We start from the raw sequence: 18,846 nt of genomic DNA, 5'->3' as shown, positions 1-18,846 counted from the left end.
CCATGCCCGGGAGAAGGAGCACGATGCTGACCGTCAACGCATACGCCGCACCATCGGCCACCGAGCCGCTCGTCAAGACCACGATCCAGCGCCGCGACCTCGGCCCCAAGGACGTGCTCATCGAGATCGCCTACGCGGGGATCTGCCACTCCGACATCCACACCGTCCGCGGCGACTGGGGACCGATCACGTACCCGCAGGTGGTTGGGCACGAGATCGTCGGCCATGTCACCGAGGTCGGCTCCGACGTCACGAAGCACCGGGTCGGCGATCGCGTCGGCGTCGGCTGCATGGTGAACTCCTGCGGCGAGTGCGAGCAGTGCCTCGCGGGCCAGGAGCAGTACTGCCTCGAGGGCAACATCCAGACGTACAACGGCGTCGACCCCGCCGACGGCACGATCACGCAGGGCGGCTACGCCCAGGCCGTCGTCGTCGACGAGGGCTTCGTGCTCCGCGTGCCCGAGTCGCTCGACATCGAGAAGGTCGCGCCGCTGCTCTGCGCCGGGATCACCACCTACTCGCCCCTGCGCCGGTGGAACGCCGGACCCGGCACGAAGGTCGCCGTCGTCGGCATGGGTGGGCTCGGCCACATGGCCGTCAAGATCGCCGTCGCGCTCGGCGCCGACGTGACCGTGCTGTCGCAGACCACCGCCAAGCGCGAGGACTCGCTCCGCTACGGCGCGACGGCGCACTACGCGACGAACGACGCGGCGACGTTCGACGAGCTCGCGAGCACGTTCGACCTCATCATCAACACGGTCTCCGCGAAGATCGACATGGGTGCCTACCTGGGGCTGCTCGCCGTCAAGGGGACGCTCGTGAACGTCGGCGCCCCGGCGGACCCGCTCGAGGTGCCGGTCTTCCAGCTGATCATGGCCGGCCGCAGCTGGGCGGGCTCGGCCATCGGCGGCATCGCCGAGACGCAGGAGATGCTCGACTTCTGCGCCGAGCACGGCATCCTGCCCGAGACCGAGCTGGTCTCGGCGGAGCAGATCAACGACGCCTACGAGCGCGTGCTCGCCTCCGACGTGCGCTACCGCTTCGTCATCGACGCGAAGACCTTCGCCTGAGGCCTGAACACTGGTGCGTGATCCCCGATGGCCGGCGGCGATGCCGCCGGCCATCGGTCGCAGCTAGCCCTCCGCGTCGAGCAGCTCGAGCAGCCCACCTGGCACGACCTCGAGCGCGGGGTCGTCGAAGCGGTCGCGCTCGAGCCACCACACCGGATGCCCCGCGTCCGTCGCGGTCGGGAGCGTCGCATCCGCCGGCAGGTCGACCGACAGGATCGTGACGCGCTCGTGCAGCGCGCGACCGGCGAACACGATTCGATGCTCGAGCTCGCCGAGCTCGCGCGGGCGCGCGGCTTCGACGCCGAGCTCCTCGCGCAGCTCGCGCACGACCGCATCCGCCGCCGTCTCGCCCGGATCGATGCCGCCGCCCGGCGGTCGCACGAGCGTGCGTCCGGTGCCGGGCTCGGTGGCGCTCGTCACGAGCAGCGCGCCGTCAGCGCGGCGGACGACCGCGATGGCGATCGCGCGCATGCCGGCCGGATCCGCCGTCACAGCACCTGCAGCTCGGGCAGCGACGCGAGCTCCTTCACGAGACCGCCGCCGTTCGGCGACCACACCCACGGGTGCATCGAGCGCGTCTCGGCGTGCTTGCGGCCACCGGCGAGCACCGCCTCCTGCGTCGACAGCTCGCGGATCGCGACCGCGCGCACCGAGGTGGGGTGCGCGTTCGCGAACTCGCCGTAGAGCTCCTCGTCGTGCTGGCCGTCGTCGCCGACGAGCAGCCACTGGATGTCGGGGAACTCGCGCGCGAGCCGCTGCAGCTGCGAGCGCTTGTGCTCCTTGCCGGAGCGGAAGAAGCGGTCGTGCGTCGGGCCCCAGTCGGTCAGCAGCATGCTGCCGGCCGGGTAGAGGTTGCGTGACAGGAAGCGGGTGAGCGCGGGCGCCGCGTTCCAGGCGCCGGTCGAGAGGTAGACGAACGGGCTGCCCGGGTGCTGCTGCTTGATGCGCTCGTAGAGCACCGCCATGCCCGGCACCGGGGTGCGGCCGTGCTCGTCGAGCACGAAGGCGTTCCAGGCGGCGAGCAGCGGCCGGGGGAGCGACGTGACCATGACCGTGTCGTCGATGTCGCTCACCACGCCGAAGCGGGTCGCGGGGTCGACGACGAGCACGGGCGCGACGACGGGCAGCGAGCCGGCGACCGAGACCGTCACCTCGCGCCAGCCGGGCTCGAGGCGGATGGGCACGATCGCGTCCACGACGCCGCCGCGATCGGCCGTCACCACGTGCCGGTCGTCGCCGGCCGCGATGGTGACGTCGACGTCGTTGAGCGTGAGCGACGTGAAGGAGCGCCAGCCGCGCACGTTCTCGTACTGGGCGCGCTGCTCGCCGCCCGGCTCGACGAGCAGCACGCGCGCGAGCACGCGCACCCAGCCGTCGCCGCCGTAGCCCGGGTACGAGACGATCACGGGCAGCCTGCCCGAGCGCAGCGCCCGCGCCTCGCGCTGCTCGTGGAACCAGTCCTCGATGCGGGCGGCGGTGTGCTTGATCGGCTCCGGGATGCGGGCGAGCGGATCCAGCTCATCCATGCGTGACCTCCGAGCGCCGTGAACGATTCCCGACCCTACCCGGTGGTGGTTGCCGCGATGAGATCGGGTCCCTGCTCGCGCACGTTCCCGACCCGGTTGTCGACGACGTGCGCGGCCAGGTCGGCGACGACGGAGGGCGCCTCGGCGATGACGGCCTCGAGCGCGGCCTCGCCGTCCTCGGTGGGGTCGAGCCAGGCATCGCGCATCTCGGGGGAGACGACGAGCGGCATCCGCTCGTGGATCGCGGCGAGGTCGCCGGTCGCGGCGGTCGTGAGGATGCTGGTCGACAGCAGCCAGGTGCCGTCAGGCTGCTTCCACCACGCGTAGAGGCCCGCGAACGAGATCGGCGCGTCGCCGTGCACGTAGTGCGGCGTCTTCGCGTCGCCCTCGCGGTGCCACTCGAACCAGCCGTCGGCGGGCACGAGCGCGCGCCGCTCGCGCACGGCGTCGCGGAACATCGGCTTCTCGGCGGCCGACTCGCTGCGCGCGTTGAAGGCGCGCACGCCGACCGAGATGTCGTCGGCCCAGGCGGGCACGAGCCCCCAGCGCGCCGCCTCGAGCCGGCGGATGGGCGGCGAGTCGTCGCGCGGCGCGGGCTCCACGACGATCGGCACGGTCGTCGTCGGCGGGATGTTCCAGTTCGCCTCCGGCTGGTCGGGACCGACCTCGTCGATCTCGAAGAGCGCGACGAGGTCGCTCGTCGGGGTGGCCATCACATACCGTCCGCACATGGATGAAATGGTCTCACCTTGACGTCCCCCGGTGCGAGAGGATGTGCGCATGAGCGATCGTCCGAACGGCCAGCCCTCGGTCACCGTGCGCCATGAGCCGGTGCAGGCGCGAGCCGCGCAGCGCGTCGAGGCGCTGCTGGACGCCGCCGCGGCGGTGGTCATCGAGCACGGCATCGAGCACCTCACGACAGCGCTCGTCGCCGATCGCGCCGGCGCCTCCATCGGCACGGTCTACCGCTACTTCCCGGACCGCGTCGCGGTGCTCGTCGCGCTCGCGGAGCGCAACCTCGAGCGGATGCGCCACGCGGTCGGCCGGGTGCTCGCGCAGCCGCACGAGACCTGGACGGACGCGACGGATGCGGTGATCGGCGCGATGGTCGACACGTTCCGCGAGGTGCCCTCCTTCCGCTCGCTCCGCACTGGCGAGGGCCTCGACCTCGGGCCGGTCGCCCGGCAGGAGGTCGCGCCGCTCTTCGCGGACGTCATCGCCGAGTACGTCGCCGAGCGCTGGGGCATCGAGCTCGACGACGAGCGGCGCGACGACCTCGTGCTGGCGATCGGTGGCCTGGACGCGCTCGTCACCTACGCGTTCCTGCACGACCCGCACGGGGATCCGCGCTACCTCGCGCTCGGCCGCATGTGCGCGATGCAGCACCTGACCGCTGCCTTCGGCGACCCGGTGGCCCCGGATGACCCCCGAGATGGCGCACCTGTCACATAGGTATCGGCGTGTCGTTGCTGTCATATAGGTCGCGGCGAGAGGATGGAGGCATCCGAAAGGCGGCCTGATGCCCATCGTCCCTCTCGCGCAGGAGCTCGACCCGCTCGTCCTGTCCCAGTGGCAGTTCGGGCTCACGACGATCTACCACTTCCTCTTCGTGCCCATCACGCTCGGCATGGTGTGGCTGACCGCCGGGTTCCAGACGGCCTGGCTTCGCACCGGCAACGTGGACCACCTCCGGCTCACGCACTTCTTCGGCAAGCTCTTCCTCATCAACTTCGCGATCGGCGTCGCGACCGGCATCGTCCAGGAGTTCCAGTTCGGGATGAACTGGTCCGACTACTCCCGCTTCGTCGGCGACGTCTTCGGCGCCCCGCTGGCGTTCGAGGGCCTCATCGCCTTCTTCTTCGAGGCGACCTTCATCGGGCTGTGGATCTTCGGCTGGAACCGCCTGTCGCCGAAGCTCCACCTGCTGACCATCTACATGGTCGCGCTCGGCACGATGGCGAGCGCCTACTTCATCCTCGCCGCCAACGCGTTCATGCAGAACCCCGTCGGCTTCGCGATCAACGAGGCGCGCGAGCGCGCCGAGCTCACCGACATCGGCGCGGTGCTCACCAACCCGGTGCTGCTCGCCTCGTTCCCGCACACGATGTTCGCCTCCGTCATGGTGGCGGGGGCCGTCATGGTCGGCGTCGCGGCATGGCACCTGAAGCGCGCGCAGCACACGTCGATGATGTACACCGCGCTCCGCGTGGGGCTCTGGAGCGTCATCGGTGGCGGGATGCTGACCTTCATCACCGGCGACATGGTCTCGATCGCGATGGTCGCCGCGCAGCCGATGAAGATGGCCGCGGCGGAGGCGATGTACGACACGTCCTCCGGCTACGACGCATCCTTCTCGCTCTTCAGCCTCGGCACGCCGGACGGCCAGCACGAGGTCTTCTCGGTGCGCGTGCCGTACCTGCTCGCGCTGCTGTCGACGCACGACCCGCTCGGCACCGTCGAGGGCATCAACGACCTCGAGGCGGAGTACACCGCGCTCTGGGGACCCGACGACTACACGCCGATCATCTGGGTGACCTACTGGTCGTTCCGCTGGATGATGGGCCTCGGCTTCCTGGCCTTCGCGATCGCGATCGTCGGCCTGTGGCTCACCAGGAAGCGGCGCATCGAGCAGCCGCGATGGGTGTGGAACGTCGCCATCTGGAGCCTGCCGCTGCCGCTCCTCGGGATGACGGTCGGCTGGGTCTTCACCGAGATGGGCCGCCAGCCGTGGCTCGTCTTCTCGCAGATGCGCACCGAGGACGGCGTGAGCCCCGGGGTGAGCGGCGGCGAGGTGCTCACCTCGCTGCTGGCCTTCACCGCGATCTACGCGATCCTCGGCGTCATCGAGTTTCGGCTCATGCAGCGGGCGGCGCAGCACGGCCCCGCCGAGGCGCCCGAGCTCGACGAGTCCGGCCGGCCCGCGCAGCCCGTCACGGTCTACTAGGAGGCTGTCGTGGATCTCCCGCTCATCTGGTTCCTCGTCATCGGGTTCATGTTCGTCATGTACTTCGTGCTCGACGGGTTCGACTTCGGCGTCGGCATGAGCCTGCCGATCCTGGGCCGCAGCGAGACCGACCGTCGCCGCATCATCAACGCGATCGGCCCGGTCTGGGACCTCAACGAGACGTGGCTCATCGTGGCCGGCGCGAGCCTGTTCGCGGCGTTCCCCGAGTGGTACGCGACGATGTTCTCCGGATTCTTCCTGGCGCTGCTCGTGCTGCTGCTCGGCCTCATCGCGCGCGCCGTCTCGTTCGAGTTCCGGCACCAGCGCGACTCCGCCCGCTGGCGTGCGGGCTGGGACGCGTGCATCGTCGCCGGCTCCGTGATCCCGGCGCTGCTGTGGGGCGTCGCGTTCGCGAACGTCGCGCAGGGCGTGCCGATGGAGCCGCACCAGGGCGGTGCGCTCGTCACCGGCTCGCTGCTGACGCTGCTCAACCCCTACGGACTCCTCGGCGGGCTCACGATGGTGGCCCTGTGCCTCTCGCACGGCGCCGTCTTCCTCTCGCTGAAGACCGACGGCGACCTGAAGGCCCGGGCGCACCGCCTCGCGGACCGCGCGCTGCTCTCCACCGCCGGGCTGGCCGTGGTGTTCCTGCTGTGGACGGTCATCCAGAACCCGGCGCCGCTCGTCGTCGTGCTCGCGGCGCTCGCGGCGATCACGTGCCTCGCGGCGTGGATGCTCAACCGCGTCGAGCGCGACGGGTGGGCGTTCGCGTCGACGGCGGCGACGGTCGTGCTCGCCGTCTCGACGCTCTTCGGCTCGCTGCTGACGCGCGCGGGCGGACCGTTCGTGATGCCCGCCTCCGACCCGGAGGGCGGCTTCGTCGGCCTCACGGTCGCGAACGCCTCGTCGAGCGCGTACACGCTCGAGGTGATGAGCTGGGCGGCGCTCGTCTGCCTCCCGCTCGTGCTCGCCTACCAGGCGTGGACGTACTGGGTGTTCCGCCGGCGCGTCACTGCCGCGGCCGTCGAGGTGCTGCACTGAACGAGCAGCGATCAGACGAGCGGCACGCGCACGAGCAGGGCCCGACGGGTCGCGCGCGCCGCGGCCCGCTCGACCCGCGGCTCCTGCGGCACGCGCCGGGCGCCCGCGCGCACCTCGCGCTCGAGGCCGCGATCGCGCTCGTGCAGACCGGCGCGATCGTCGCCTTCGCGTGGTTCGCCGGCCACGCGATCGGCGCGGTCGTGCAGGGCGCGCCGCCCGCCTCGATCCTGCCCGACGTCGGCCTGGCGGCGGTCGCCGTCGTCGTGCGTGCGGCGTGCGCCTGGCTGTCGGGATCGCTCGCCCCCGCGGCCGCCGCGCGCGTGCAGTCGCAGCTGCGCACCGCCGCCCTCGCCCGCATCGGCGCGCACGGCAGCCCGGCCGGCGCCGCCGACACCGCGACCGCGCTCGGCCGCGGGCTCGCCGCGCTCGACGGCTGGTTCGGCCAGTTCCTGCCGCAGCTCGTGCGCACGATCGTCGCGACGCCCATCATCGTGCTCGCGCTCTGGTCGCAGGATGCGTTCAGCGGCATCGCGGTGCTCGTCTGCCTGCCGCTCATCCCCGTCTTCATGGTGCTCATCGGCCTCGCGACCGAGCACGTGCAGCGCGAGCAGTGGGCCGCGACGGGCAGGCTCGCGCGCTCGTGGCTCGACACGCTCGAAGGGCTCGCGACGCTGCGGCTGTTCGGCCGCGACCGCCGCGCGGGCGCACGGGTCGACGCGCTGAGCGACGAGCACCGCGCGCGCACGATGGCGGTGCTGCGCGTCTCGTTCGTCTCGTCGATGGTGCTCGAGCTCGCCGGCGCGCTGTCGGTCGCGCTCGTCGCCGTCTCGGTCGGCATCCGGCTGGTCGAGGGCGACATCGCGCTCGGCCTCGCGCTCAGCGTGCTCATCCTCGTGCCGGATGCCTTCCTCCCGGTCCGGCAGGTGGGCGCCGCCTACCACGCGTCCACCGAGGGCATCGAGGCGTCGCGCGCCGTGCTCGACCTCATCGACGCGCCGACGCTCGCCGAGCGGCCGGGGGTCGCGACGGGCTCGGTGCTCGAGGTCGGTGCCGAACTTGTCGTCGACGCCGGGCTCGTCGTCGACGCGCTCGAGGTGCGGCGCGGCGAGCGGTGGCTGCCGCCGGTCTCGCTCTCGGCGCGCCCCGGCGAGCTCGTCGTGCTCGCAGGGCCGTCCGGCGTCGGCAAGTCGAGCGTCATCGCCGCGCTGCTGGGCCTCGCGCCCGCACGGGGCACCGCATCCCTCGACGGCGCAGCGCTCGAGCCCGAGCGGCTCGCGTGGGCACCGCAGGGCGCGTGGGATGCGGTCGTCACCGGCACGGTGCGCGAGAACCTCGCGCTCGGCCGGGCGTCCGCCGACGACGCGGGGCTCCGCGCGGCGCTCGCCCGCGCGGGCGTCGACGTCGACCTCGACGCGCGCATCGAGCCGGCCACCGGCGGCTCGCTCGGACTCTCCGGCGGGCAGGCGCAGCGCGTCGTGCTCGCGCGGGCGCTCCACCGCGTCGCGACCGGCGCGGCCGTGCTGCTCGCCGACGAGCCGACGAGCGCGCTCGACGACGAGGCCGAGCGGCAGGTGATCGCAGGACTCCGCGCCGCCGCCGCCGAGGGCGCGATCGTCGTCGTCGCCAGCCATCGGCCCGCCGTCGTGGGGGCCGCGGACCGGGTGGTGCGGCTAGGCGCGGTGCTCGACGGCACGGCGCCTCACGGCACAGCGCCCGACGACACAGCGCCCGACGGCACGGCGGCAGACAGCATCGGGGTGCGCGCATGACCGGCCGCGAGGTGCTCGCGACGCTCGGGCAGCGCCGCCGCATGGCCGGCGGCATCGCGGCCGCCGCGCTCACCGCGGTGCTCGCGATCGCGCTCATGGCCACCGCCGGCTGGCTGCTCGCCGCCGCCTCGTTCCAGCCGCCGATCCTGCACCTGCAGATGGCGATCGTCGGCGTGCGCGCCTTCGCGATCGGCCGCGCGGCCGGCAGGTACCTCGAGCGGGTCGTCTCGCACGACGCGGCCTTCCGGATGCTCGGCTCAGCCAGGCGCGCGGCGTTCGACCGGCTTCGCCCGGTCGCGCCCGTCGGCGTGGGCCGCTCGAGCGAGCTCATGCCGCGCCTCGTCGGCGACGTCGACCGGCTGCAGGACTGGCCGCTGCGCGTGCTCGGCCCGCTGTCGTCGAGCGGCATCGCGGTCGGCCTCGCGATCGCGACGGTCGCCTGGATCCTGCCAGCGGCCGGCCTCGCGCTGCTCGTCGCGGTCGTGGTGGCGGGCGGGCTGGCCGCCCTCGTCACCGCGCGCATCGCGGGCGCCGCCGACGCCGCGCTCGGTCCGCTGCGGTCACGGCTCGAGAGCGCGCTCGTCGACCACGTGCGCGCGCTCGACCTGCTGCGCGCCTACGGCGCCGAGCCCGAGCGCCGCGCCGCGATCGAGGCGCTCGACCGCGACATCGCGCAGCGGGCCGGCCGGCACGCGCTGGCGGCCGGCGCGGGCGCCGGGCTCATCGCGCTCGCCGCCGGCGGCAGCGTGCTCGTCGCGACGCTCATCGCCGCGCCCGCGGTCGCGGACGGTGGCCTCGACGGCCCGCTCGCGGCGCTCGTCGCGCTCATCGGCCTCGCGGTGTTCGAGGTGTGGGGCGCAGTGCCGCCCGCCGTGCTCGCGTGGCGCGAGTCGCGCGCCGCGGCCGCACGGGTGGCGGAGTCCCTCCCGGGCGACGAGGCGCTCGCCGCCGTGCCCGGCGAGGGCGGGGAGCAGGAGCCGCTGGTCGGGGTGCTCGAGCTCGTCGGCCTGCAGGCGGCGTGGTCCGGCAGCGGCCCGGCATCCGCGCCGGTCAACCTGTGGGCCGAGCCGGGCGAGGCGGTCGCGATCGTCGGCGCATCCGGCGCCGGCAAGTCGACGCTCGGCCTCGCGCTCGTGCGGCTGCTCGAGTCGACCGGCGAGTACCGCATCGGCGGCCGCGACGCGCGCGCGATCGACCCGGATGCGCTCCGCCGCTCGGTGCTGCTCGCCGAGCAGCGACCGCACATCTTCGACGAGGACCTCGAGCAGAACCTGCGGTTCGCCCGCGAGGACGCGACCCATGAGGAGCTGTGGGCGGTGCTCGAGCGCGTCGGGCTCGCCGCCTGGGCGCGCGAGCGCGACGGCCTCGCCACGCGACTGGGGGAGCGCGGCGGACTCGTCTCCGGCGGGCAGGCGCAGCGGATCGCGCTCGCGCGCGCGCTGCTCGCCGACGCGCGCATCCTCGTGCTCGACGAGCCGACGGCGAACGTCGACCGCGAGCTCGCCGAGCCGCTGCTGCGCGACATCCTCGAAGCGGCGCGCGGCGACGGCCGCATCCTGCTCGTCATCAGCCACGCGCCGCTGCCCGTCGACCTCGTGAGCCGCACCGTGCGGATCCGTGCGGCAGCAGCGCGCTGACCGGGGTCAGTCGTCGAGGTGCCGTGCCTCGCTGCGGGCGATGAGCCGCTTGACGACGTAGACGGCGGCGACGAACACCGCGACGACCGCTACGAGCACGTAGCCGGCGCCGTGCAGCTCGTCGGCGAGCTCTCGGTAGCTGCCGCCGGCGAGCCATCCGGCGGTCGAGTACGCGGTCGCCCAGAGCAGGCACGCGGGCAGCGTCCAGGCGAGGAACCTGCGGTACGCCATGCCCGCGCTGCCGGCGATGAGCGGCACGAGCGAGTGCGCGACGGGCAGGAAGCGCGAGAGGAAGATCGCGATGCCACCCCGGCGCGCGAGGTAGCGCTCGGTCCTGCGCCAGCGCAGCGACGCCTTCGGCCAGCGGCGCTCGAGCCAGCGGTCGATCGCTGGCCCGATCCAGCGGCCGATCGCGAAGCCGATCGACTCGCCGCACAGCGCGCCGACCACCGTCGCGCCGATGAGCGCGAGCCACCACGGCCACTCCTCGACCGCGAGCGCGGCGATGATGACGATCGTGTCGCCGGGCACGGCGAGCCCGAGGAGCACGCTCGTCTCGAGCAGCATCGCGAGGCCGGCGAGCACCGTGCGCAGCAGCGGGTCGATCGAGCCGATCGTCTCGAGCAGCACGCCGATCGCGTCGTCGATCACCGCCGGCTCGCGATCGGCGCGTCGATCGCCGGTGCCTGCCGCAGCGCCGCGAGCCGCTCCTGCCACGCGGTCGCGCGCTCGCCGCGGCCGACCTCCGGGCCGCCGTGCCAGCGCGTCACGACGCGGATCCCGCGCAGCGCGTTCGCGAGCCACACCTCGTCGCCCGCGAGGTCGTCGGGCCTCGCGTGCACCTCGCGGACGACGACGCCGTCGGCCTCGGCGAGCTCGAGGAGCACGGCCGCCGTCACCGACGGCAGCCGCGGGACGCCGGCCGCCGGCACGCGCAGCTCGTCGCCGTGCCACCACAGCAGCGCAGACCAGGCGCCCTCGGCGACCAGGCCACCCGCATCCGCACCGGTCGTGAGGATCGGCTCGACCTCGGCGCCGGCGCGCTCGCGCTCCTCCGCCTGCAGCAGGGCGAGCGCGGCGAGGTCGGGCCCCTTGCGGAGCGGCAGCGTGCGCGGGTCGCGCGACGCCGTGACGACCTCGACGGTGCCGCGCGCCGCGGGGGCGGGGCGGATGCGCAGGCGGATGCCCTCGGGCGTGAGGTCGAGCCGGGGCGACCAGTTGCCCGCGGGGACGTGCTGCATCGCGGCGTCGACGGCTGCGCGGGCGGCGGCCGGGTCGCCCCCGACCTCGGCGGCGGCCCGCGCGAACCGCTCGCGATGGCGGTCGAGCGCGAGCACCGCGCCGTCGACGACGAGCCAGGAGTCGGCCGCGAGGATGAGGTCGGCTGCGCCGTGCTCGGCGGGGTCCGCGGGCTCGAAGCCGGCGCCCGTCCAGGCGCGCACGACATCCCTCCCGCTCATAGGATCGACCCTATGCCAGCGACCCCTGCGGCACTCCTGCCGCACCTCGGGGCGCGCTGGACGCAGCCTGTGACGACGACGCCCGAGGCTGCGTTCGCCGCGCTCGAGGCCGCCTCGACCGACGTCGTCTGGCTCGACTCCTCCTCGGAGGGCGCGCACATCATCGGCGTCGGCGCGCACGTGCTGGTCGTGCGCGGGGGCTGCGCGAGCCTCGACGGACGGCCGATCCCGGGCGACGCGGTCGCCGCGCTCGAGGCGGCGCGCGCCGAGCTGCCGGGTGCGTGGGTCGGCTGGCTCGGCTTCGAGGCGGGCGTGCGGATGCTCGGGCTCCAGCCCGTCGAGAGCCGCTTCCCGGAGGCGGCGTGGCTGCTGCTCGACCGCTGGGTCGTCGTCGAGGGCGGGCAGGCGCAGCTGCAGTCGCGCGACGGGCTGCCGTGGTCGCTGCCGGACGGGCCTGTGCCGGCGCTGTCGACGCCGGCGCTGCCGCCCATGGCGCGGGTCGAGCCGAGCGCGCTCCGCTGGCGGGACGAGGACGCCGCCTACGCGGCGAAGGTCGAGCGGTGCCGCGAGCACATCCGCGAGGGCGACTCCTACGTGCTGTGCCTCACCACCGCGATCGAGGCGCCGCCGATCGACCCGATCGCGACCCATGCGCGGCTGCGGTCGGCGAGCCCCGTGCACCACGGCGGGCTGCTGCGCATCGCGGGCGTCACCGTCTCGAGCGCGAGCCCCGAGACGTTCCTGCGCGTGCAGGACGGCGTCGCGACGACCCGGCCGATCAAGGGCACGCGCCGCCGCGGGGCGGAGGACGACGCGGCCCTCGCGCGCGAGCTGTTCGACAGCGAGAAGGAGCGCGCCGAGAACGTCATGATCGTCGACCTGTGCCGCAACGACCTGCAGCGGGTGTGCGCGCCCGGGACCGTCGACGTGACGAGCCTGCTCGGCGTCGAGACGTTCCCGACCGTGCACCAGCTCGTGTCGACCGTGCAGGGCCGGCTGCTGCCTGGGCTCGGCCCGCTCGACGCCGTGCGCGCGCTCTTCCCCGCCGGCTCGATGACGGGAGCGCCCAAGCGCCGCACGGTGCAGCTGCTGCAGGAGCTCGAGGGTGCGCCGCGGGGCGTGTACGCCGGATGCTTCGGGCTCGTCGCGGGGGAGACGTGCCAGCTCGCGATGGTGATCCGGAGCGTCGTGGCCGATGCGCACGGCGCGCACATCGGCGTCGGCGGCGGCGTCACCGCCCTCTCGGAGGCTGCCTTCGAGGTCGACGAGCTGCACGTGAAGGCGGCGGCCCTGCTCGCGGCCCTCGTCCCAGCCGCCCCCTCTCGCTGATCGAGGAGCAGCCGGCCAACCCCGATGATCGAGTACCAGCCGCCGAAGTGGGCCCCCACCCGCTGATCGAGTAGCAGCCGGCGAAGCCGGCCGCGTATCGAGATCATGCCGTCTCGATACGCGGCGCCTCCGGCGCAGCTACTCGACGAGCAAGTACCGCCGATCGAGTAGCAGCCGGCGAAGCCGGCCGCGTATCGAGATCACGTCGTCTCGATACGCGGCGCCTCCGGCGCAGCTACTCGACGAGCAAGTACCGCTGATCGAGTAGCAGCCGTCGGAGCCGGCCGCGTATCGAGATCAGGTCGCGAGGGACTGTCGTCTCGATGCGCGGCGCCTTCGGCGCTGCTACTCGACGAGCAAGATGTGCTGATCGAGGAGCAGCCGGCGGAGCCGGCCGCGTATCGAGATCACGCCCACGCAGGAGATTCATCTCGCTACGCGGCGCCTCCGGCGCTGCTACTCGACGAGCGAGAGGCTGAGCCGGCCGCCCATCGAGATCACACCGTTACTCCGCGGGAGCAGAGCCCGCCCGTGCCTCCGCGATCCGCGCGATCCGGTCGAGCCGCGACTCCCACTGCCGGCCGATCGCGTCCAGCCGGTCGGCCAGCGCGCTGAGGCTCGCGCCGATCGCGCGGTAGCGCAGCGCGCGGCCGTCGCGCTCGGCATCGACGAGCCCGGCGGCCTCGAGCACCGCGAGGTGCTTCGCGATCGCCTGCCGCGAGACCGGCAGCTCGCGCGCGAGGTCGCTCGCCGACCGCGGCTCGCTCCCGAGCAGCTCGAGGATCGCCCATCGGGTGTCGTCGGCGAGCGCCGCGAGCTGCATGGCTGCGAGCTCCCGCGTCGGTGCTCCGGGTGCGCCGCTCACGGCGCGACCGCGCCCAGCACGTGCGCCCGCAGGCCGTCGAGCACCTGCTCCCACCCGCCCGCGTTGCCGCGGATCCGCTCGTCGCGCTCCTCGTCGGGCACGCGCATCCACCCCGACTCGACCACCGTCACTCGCGTGCCGCCATGCTCGAGCTCGTCGAGGTCGAAGCGCACGTCGCACGCGCCCGGGCCAGGCTCGGCTTCGCCGAACTCACCCCACCGGAACGCGAACGTCTGCTCGGGGCGCAGCACGCGGATGGCGACGGGCCATCGCTGCCCCTCGTGCTCGAAGGTGCCCGTGACGCCCTCGCGGAGGCCGCCGGGGAACACGGCCGGATGCCCCCACCACAGCTCGATCGACGCGGGATCGGTGAGGTGACGCCAGACGCGCGAGCGCGGCGCGGGGATGTCGAGCACACGCGTGATCGTGCCGGCGAGCCCGTCTACGGTCGCGGGTGTCCAGCGGCGGGCGAGGAGTGCCACGAGCTCATCGAGCTCGTGCGTCCAGCCGTGCTGGTTGTCGCGCATCGCGGCGCGCGCCGCTGCGGCGTCGCCGAGCCGCTCGAAGCCGGTCTCGACGACCGTGAGCCGCGTCCCGGCGTCGAGCGGCTCGAGCGTGAAGGTCGCGAGCGTGCTGTTGTCGTCACGCAGCTCCTCGCCGGGCCGCCCCCAGCGGAACGCCCAGACGTGCGGCCGCTCCGAGCGCTCGACGACGGCGGGGAACGAGCCGTGGTCGCTCCAGCCGAAGCTGCCGACCGCGCCGGCACCGGTGCCGTCGGGGAACTCCGCGCTGTCGCCGAACCACTCGGCGATCTCGCGCGGATCCGTGAGCGACTCCCAGACCACCTCGATCGGCGCCCGCACCTCGATCGTCCGGGTGACGCGCGTCGCGCCCTCGTCGATGACGGCCTCGGCTTCGTGCCTGCCGCCCTGCTGCCGCTCGCTCCGCACTGCGTCGTCCATGACCCCTCCTGCAATCGTTCGGTTGCAGGAGACGCTATGCCTAGGCCTGAGCGGACGCAACCCTCGGGTTGCACATCGCGCGAGTGGGGCGTCGACCTTCCCCGAACTCCGGGATCTCGGCCGCGAATCCCGCAGTTCGGGGAAGCTCGGTGACGGGGAGGCGTCAGCGGACGAGCGACTCCGCGAGGTCGACGAGCTCGTCGAGCTCGACCGTCCAGCCTGCCGCGAGCGCGCGCAGCGCCTCGCGCCGCGTGGCGTCGTCGCCCTCGAGCGGGAAGCCGTGCTCGACCAGGTGCAGCTGCGTCGAGCCGTCGATGTCGCGCAGGCCGATCTCGACCGTCGACGCGCGGCCGGACAGGATGCCCTCCGCCCAGTCGAAGACGAAGCGCTCCTCGGCGTCGACCTCGAGGATGCGCGCGGCGAGCACCACCTCGCCGGTCCAGGCGAAGCGTCCGGTCGCGCCCGCGACCACACCATCCGGGAACGCGGCGATGTCGCCGAGCCAGCGCGCGAGCAGGTCGGGCTCCGTGAGGCAGCGCCAGACGGCGCTCCGAGGAGCGTCGATCGCGACGATGCGCGTCACGCGCGAGGCGGGCACGTCGACCGTCGCTGGCGGGTTCTCGAACTCCGGCACCGACGACTCCCTTCCGCCACCCCGGCGGCCGTGGTGGCCGCGGGAACGGTCTCGATCATGCCATGCGGGGCTCTGCCTGGCTCGCCGTAGACTGGGAAGCCGTCGTGCCGCCTCCGGCCGACGACACCCAGGAGCATCTGTGACCGACGAGACCTACGACTTCGCCCGCATCCAGCAGCGCTGGCTGCCGGTGTGGGACCGCATCCGCCCCTTCGCGACCGACGACGAGACCGACGCACGGCCGCGCAAGTACGTGCTCGACATGTTCCCGTACCCCTCGGGCGACCTCCACATGGGGCACGCGGAGTCGTACGCGTACGGCGATGTGCTCGCGCGCTACTGGCGCCAGCAGGGCTTCAACGTGCTGCACCCGATCGGCTGGGACTCGTTCGGACTGCCCGCCGAGAACGCGGCGATCCAGCGCGGGATCGACCCGAAGGCCTGGACGGCCGACAACATCGAGCAGCACAAGCGCTCGATGCGGCAGTACGCGACCGCGTTCGACTGGGACCGCATCCTGCACACGTCCGACCCGGCGTACTACAAGTGGAACCAGTGGCTGTTCCTCGAGCTCTACAAGGCGGGTCTCGCCTACCGGAAGCCGTCGAACGTCAACTGGTGCCCGAAGGACCAGACGGTGCTCGCGAACGAGCAGGTCGTCGCCGGCGCGTGCGAGCGCTGCGGCACGCCCGTGGTCAAGAAGAAGCTCACGCAGTGGTACTTCAAGATCACCGACTACGCGGACCGCCTGCTCGACGACCTCAACCAGCTCGAGGGCCGCTGGCCCGACAAGGTGCTGCGCATGCAGCGCAACTGGATCGGCCGCTCGGTCGGCGCCGAAGTCGAGTTCGAGATCGAGGGCCACCACAGCCGCGTGCCGGTCTTCACGACGCGCCCCGACACCCTCTACGGCGCGACCTTCATGGTCGTCGCGCCCGACTCCGACCTGGCCGCCGAGCTCGCCTCGGGTGCGTCGCCGGAGGTGCGGATGCGGTTCCAGGCGTACCTGGAGGACGTCGGTCGCATGACCGAGATCGACCGCCAGAACGCCGAGCGCACGAAGACGGGCGTCGACCTGGGCCGCTTCGCGATCCACCCGCTGACGGGGGAGCGCCTGCCGATCTGGACCGCCGACTACGTGCTGGCCGACTACGGCCACGGCGCGGTCATGGCCGTGCCCGCGCACGACCAGCGCGACCTCGACTTCGCGCGCGCCTTCGACCTGCCGGTCAAGGTGGTCGTCGACACGAACGCAGCCGTCACGGGCGTCATGCCGATGATCCCGATCGACGACGAGGGCAACGCGATCGAGCCCGAGGGCTTCGAGCCGCTCGACCCGAAGGCGACCGGCGAGGCGCTCACCGGCGACGGCCGGATGGTGAACTCGGGCGACCTCGACGGCATGTCGAAGCAGCACGCGATCGGCCGCATGGTGCAGATGCTCGAGGCGAAGGGCGTCGGCCGCGCCGCGAAGTCGTTCCGCCTGCGCGACTGGCTCGTGAGCCGGCAGCGCTACTGGGGCACGCCCATCCCGATCATCCACACCGCCGACGGCCAGGAGGTGCCGGTGCCGCTCGAGCAGCTGCCCGTCACGCTGCCCGACACCGCCGGTCTCGACCTGACGCCGAAGGGCACGAGCCCGCTCGGCGCCGCCGAGGACTGGGTCAACGTGCCGTCGCCGATCGACGGCAGCCCCGCGCGCCGCGACGCCGACACCATGGACACGTTCGTCGACTCGTCCTGGTACTACCTGCGGTTCCTGAGCCCGAACGACGACACGCAGCCGTTCGACCGCGCGCAGGTCGAGCGCTGGGCGCCCGTCGACCGCTACGTCGGCGGCGTCGAGCACGCGATCCTGCACCTGCTCTACGCGCGCTTCATCACGAAGGTGCTCTTCGACCTCGGCCACGTGCCGTTCACGGAGCCCTTCGAGTCGCTGCTCAACCAGGGCATGGTCATCCTCGACGGCGCGAAGATGTCGAAGTCGAAGGGCAACCTCGTCACGCTCTCGGAGGAGCTCGAGCAGTACGGCGTCGACGCCGTGCGGCTCGCGATGAGCTTCGCCGGCCCGCCCGAGGACGACATCGACTGGAAGGACGTCAGCCCGACCGGCGCGCAGAAGTTCCTGGCGCGCGCGTGGCGGCTCTCGAAGGAGTCGCTCGCGAAGCCGAGCACCGACCCGAAGCCGGGCGACCGCGCGCTGCGCCGCGAGACGCACCGGTTCCTCGCGGATGCCCCGGGGCTCATCGAGGCGCTGAAGTTCAACGTGGTCGTCGCTCGCCTCATGGAGCTGACGAACGCCGCGCGGAAGACGGTCGACACGGGTGCCGGCGCCGCCGACCCCGCGGTGCGCGAGGCGGTCGAGACGATCGCGCTCGGTCTGTCGCTCTTCGCGCCGTACACGGCCGAGGAGATGTGGGCGAACCTGGGCTTCGAGCCGTCGATCGCGAACGCCGGCTGGCGGAAGGCCGACCGCTCGCTGCTCGTCGAGCAGACCGTCACCGCGGTGGTGCAGGTCAACGGCAAGGTGCGCGACCGCATCGAGGTGGCGGCGGACGTCGCCGGTGACGAGCTCGAGCGGCTCGCGCGCGAGCTGCCGGGCGTCGCACGCTCGATCGGTGACGCGACCGTGCGGCAGGCGATCGTGCGGGCGCCGCGGCTCGTGAACTTCGTCGTCGGGTAGCGCCTTCCCTGCTGGTCGAGCCGCACGGCGAAGCCGCGCGAGTCGAGACCACCGCGCCATCGATCGGGCTGAGCGCGTCGCCAGCACCCCATCGGGGTCGGCGCACGGCTCAGCCCGATCGGGCGTGCCCGCCCGGGCTGCCTCCACCGGAGCACCGCGCGCGCCGTCAGCCCTGCATCCACAGGGCTGACCGCGGCGCGCTCGCCCGCAGGCCGGCCGGCCCTACCGTGCGGGAATGGCCGGTGAGGGTGAGCGCGCTGCGGATGCGCGCTGGCGGCTCGGCGCGGGCGCTGCGGTCGTGCTCGTGCTCGGTGCCGTCGCGGGCGGCGTCGTGCAGCGGATGGTCGCCGACGCCCAGCCCGCGGTCGTCGCCGCCACGCCGGTCGCGACCGCCTCGACGGGGCCGGCGGAGGTCGTCGTCGACGTGCAGGGGGCGGTCGCGCATCCGGGCGTCTACCGGTTGCCGGCCGGCTCGCGCGTGCTCGACGCGATCGCCCGTGCCGGCGGCACGAGCGCGGAGGCCGCGCCCGGTGCGCTGAACCTCGCGCGGCCGGTCGTCGACGGCGAGCAGCTGCTCGTGCCGACCGAGGGGGAGCAGGCGGAGGCAGCCGCCGCGTCTCCCGAACAGGGCGCACTCGTCTCGCTCAACCAGTCCGATCAGGCCGCACTCGAGACGCTGCCGCGCGTCGGCCCCACGCTCGCGCTCGCGATCATCGCCCACCGCGACGAGCAGGGTCCCTTCACCGACGTCGCACAGCTCGACGACGTGCCGGGCATCGGCCCAGCGCTGCTCGCGGCGCTGACCCCGCTTGTGACGCTGTGAGGATGCGCGCCCACCGATCATGCGGACCCACCGATCATGCGCACCCACCGATCATGCGCACCCACCGATCATGCGCACCCACCGACCATGAGCAGGCACTGAT

Annotated in this window: 17 protein-coding genes; 9 read left to right on the top strand and 8 right to left on the bottom strand. The window is 73.3% G+C overall.

The genetic code is table 11. The features are described from left to right. Positions 1–23: 23 nt before the first annotated feature. Positions 24–1,070: an NAD(P)-dependent alcohol dehydrogenase gene (locus EDD26_RS13245; protein WP_123698136.1), complete on the top strand. Its 1,047-nt coding sequence runs from the start codon at positions 24–26 to the stop codon at positions 1,068–1,070. Between the two features lie 63 nt (positions 1,071–1,133). On the opposite strand, the gene EDD26_RS13240 is transcribed toward EDD26_RS13245, so the two are convergent. From EDD26_RS13240 to EDD26_RS13230, 3 genes are read right to left on the bottom strand one after another with little or no spacing between them, the layout of a single operon-like run. Then, positions 1,134–1,541, bottom strand: a complete 408-nt coding sequence (locus EDD26_RS13240; RefSeq protein ID WP_148058747.1) for an NUDIX domain-containing protein — start codon at positions 1,539–1,541, stop codon at positions 1,134–1,136. A 17-nt stretch (positions 1,542–1,558) separates the two neighbouring features. Then, positions 1,559–2,596 carry an App1 family protein phosphatidate phosphatase gene (locus EDD26_RS13235; RefSeq protein WP_123698134.1) on the bottom strand — a complete coding sequence of 346 codons (1,038 nt, stop codon included), beginning with the start codon at positions 2,594–2,596 and terminating at the stop codon, positions 1,559–1,561. A 35-nt stretch (positions 2,597–2,631) separates the two neighbouring features. Beyond that, complete coding sequence (locus EDD26_RS13230) at positions 2,632–3,327, bottom strand: SOS response-associated peptidase (RefSeq protein WP_123698133.1); 696 nt, start codon at positions 3,325–3,327, stop codon at positions 2,632–2,634. A 49-nt stretch (positions 3,328–3,376) separates the two neighbouring features. On the opposite strand from EDD26_RS13230, the gene EDD26_RS13225 reads away from it, so the two are divergent. From EDD26_RS13225 to cydC, 5 genes are all read left to right on the top strand, one after another. Then, a complete protein-coding gene (locus tag EDD26_RS13225) occupies positions 3,377–4,048 on the top strand; it encodes a TetR/AcrR family transcriptional regulator (RefSeq protein WP_123698132.1) in 672 nt (223 codons plus the stop codon). 67 nt (positions 4,049–4,115) lie between these two features. Continuing rightward, positions 4,116–5,540 carry a cytochrome ubiquinol oxidase subunit I gene (locus EDD26_RS13220; RefSeq protein WP_123698131.1) on the top strand — a complete coding sequence of 475 codons (1,425 nt, stop codon included), beginning with the start codon at positions 4,116–4,118 and terminating at the stop codon, positions 5,538–5,540. A gap of 9 nt (positions 5,541–5,549) precedes the next feature. Then, positions 5,550–6,581 carry a cytochrome d ubiquinol oxidase subunit II gene (cydB, locus tag EDD26_RS13215; RefSeq protein WP_123698130.1) on the top strand — a complete coding sequence of 344 codons (1,032 nt, stop codon included), beginning with the start codon at positions 5,550–5,552 and terminating at the stop codon, positions 6,579–6,581. Then, on the top strand, positions 6,521–8,350 hold the full coding sequence (gene cydD / locus EDD26_RS13210; protein ID WP_245989919.1) for a thiol reductant ABC exporter subunit CydD: 1,830 nt from the start codon (positions 6,521–6,523) through the stop codon (positions 8,348–8,350). Before cydB ends, cydD begins: the two co-directional genes overlap by 61 nt. Then, positions 8,347–9,987: a thiol reductant ABC exporter subunit CydC gene (cydC, locus tag EDD26_RS13205; protein ID WP_123698129.1), complete on the top strand. Its 1,641-nt coding sequence runs from the start codon at positions 8,347–8,349 to the stop codon at positions 9,985–9,987. Before cydD ends, cydC begins: the two co-directional genes overlap by 4 nt. A 6-nt stretch (positions 9,988–9,993) precedes the next feature. Here cydC and EDD26_RS13200 read toward each other — a convergent pair whose 3' ends face one another. Together EDD26_RS13200 and EDD26_RS13195 are read right to left on the bottom strand one after the other, a co-directional pair. Further along, positions 9,994–10,638, bottom strand: a complete 645-nt coding sequence (locus EDD26_RS13200; protein WP_342769316.1) for a DedA family protein — start codon at positions 10,636–10,638, stop codon at positions 9,994–9,996. Next, entirely contained in the window at positions 10,635–11,447 is an 813-nt protein-coding gene (locus EDD26_RS13195; RefSeq protein ID WP_123698128.1) for an aminotransferase class IV, read from the bottom strand. The genes EDD26_RS13200 and EDD26_RS13195 overlap by 4 nt, the downstream gene beginning before the upstream one ends. 12 nt (positions 11,448–11,459) lie before the next feature. Here EDD26_RS13195 and EDD26_RS13190 point away from each other — a divergent pair, with 12 nt between their 5' ends. After that, complete coding sequence (locus tag EDD26_RS13190) at positions 11,460–12,776, top strand: anthranilate synthase component I family protein (RefSeq protein ID WP_123698127.1); 1,317 nt, start codon at positions 11,460–11,462, stop codon at positions 12,774–12,776. 505 nt (positions 12,777–13,281) lie between these two features. Here the strand turns inward: EDD26_RS13190 and EDD26_RS13185 are convergent. The 3 genes from EDD26_RS13185 to EDD26_RS13175 form a co-directional block, all read right to left on the bottom strand. After that, the gene (locus tag EDD26_RS13185) at positions 13,282–13,641 is read right to left on the bottom strand and encodes an ArsR/SmtB family transcription factor (protein ID WP_342769315.1); all 360 of its coding nucleotides are present in this window, start codon (positions 13,639–13,641) and stop codon (positions 13,282–13,284) included. Next, positions 13,638–14,603 carry an SRPBCC domain-containing protein gene (locus tag EDD26_RS14775; RefSeq protein ID WP_170165640.1) on the bottom strand — a complete coding sequence of 322 codons (966 nt, stop codon included), beginning with the start codon at positions 14,601–14,603 and terminating at the stop codon, positions 13,638–13,640. Before EDD26_RS14775 ends, EDD26_RS13185 begins: the two co-directional genes overlap by 4 nt. A gap of 163 nt (positions 14,604–14,766) precedes the next feature. Continuing rightward, positions 14,767–15,237 (bottom strand): SRPBCC domain-containing protein, encoded by a 471-nt coding sequence (locus EDD26_RS13175; RefSeq protein WP_123698602.1) that lies wholly within the window; start codon positions 15,235–15,237, stop codon positions 14,767–14,769. A 139-nt stretch (positions 15,238–15,376) separates the two neighbouring features. On the opposite strand from EDD26_RS13175, the gene leuS reads away from it, so the two are divergent. Together leuS and EDD26_RS13165 are read left to right on the top strand one after the other, a co-directional pair. After that, the gene (leuS, locus tag EDD26_RS13170; protein WP_245989918.1) at positions 15,377–17,920 is read left to right on the top strand and encodes a leucine--tRNA ligase; all 2,544 of its coding nucleotides are present in this window, start codon (positions 15,377–15,379) and stop codon (positions 17,918–17,920) included. A gap of 235 nt (positions 17,921–18,155) precedes the next feature. Continuing rightward, positions 18,156–18,743 (top strand): ComEA family DNA-binding protein, encoded by a 588-nt coding sequence (locus EDD26_RS13165; RefSeq protein ID WP_123698125.1) that lies wholly within the window; start codon positions 18,156–18,158, stop codon positions 18,741–18,743. The last annotated feature ends 103 nt before the right edge of the window (positions 18,744–18,846 follow it).

Source organism: Agrococcus jenensis, from assembly GCF_003752465.1.
Lineage (GTDB): Bacteria > Actinomycetota > Actinomycetes > Actinomycetales > Microbacteriaceae > Agrococcus > Agrococcus jenensis.
This window is presented reverse-complemented; position numbering and strand designations above follow the sequence as displayed.

Bases quoted from the DNA above. Each gene is read 5' to 3' on its own strand.
- EDD26_RS13245 (WP_123698136.1), top strand. From the start codon at position 24: ATGCTGACCGTCAACGCATACGCCGCACCATCGGCCACCGAGCCGCTC.
- EDD26_RS13240 (WP_148058747.1), bottom strand. From the start codon at position 1,541: ATGCGCGCGATCGCCATCGCGGTCGTCCGCCGCGCTGACGGCGCGCTG.
- EDD26_RS13235 (WP_123698134.1), bottom strand. From the start codon at position 2,596: ATGGATGAGCTGGATCCGCTCGCCCGCATCCCGGAGCCGATCAAGCAC.
- EDD26_RS13230 (WP_123698133.1), bottom strand. From the start codon at position 3,327: ATGTGCGGACGGTATGTGATGGCCACCCCGACGAGCGACCTCGTCGCG.
- EDD26_RS13225 (WP_123698132.1), top strand. From the start codon at position 3,377: ATGAGCGATCGTCCGAACGGCCAGCCCTCGGTCACCGTGCGCCATGAG.
- EDD26_RS13220 (WP_123698131.1), top strand. From the start codon at position 4,116: ATGCCCATCGTCCCTCTCGCGCAGGAGCTCGACCCGCTCGTCCTGTCC.
- cydC (WP_123698129.1), top strand. From the start codon at position 8,347: ATGACCGGCCGCGAGGTGCTCGCGACGCTCGGGCAGCGCCGCCGCATG.
- EDD26_RS13195 (WP_123698128.1), bottom strand. From the start codon at position 11,447: ATGAGCGGGAGGGATGTCGTGCGCGCCTGGACGGGCGCCGGCTTCGAG.
- EDD26_RS13190 (WP_123698127.1), top strand. From the start codon at position 11,460: ATGCCAGCGACCCCTGCGGCACTCCTGCCGCACCTCGGGGCGCGCTGG.
- EDD26_RS14775 (WP_170165640.1), bottom strand. From the start codon at position 14,603: ATGGACGACGCAGTGCGGAGCGAGCGGCAGCAGGGCGGCAGGCACGAA.
- EDD26_RS13165 (WP_123698125.1), top strand. From the start codon at position 18,156: ATGGCCGGTGAGGGTGAGCGCGCTGCGGATGCGCGCTGGCGGCTCGGC.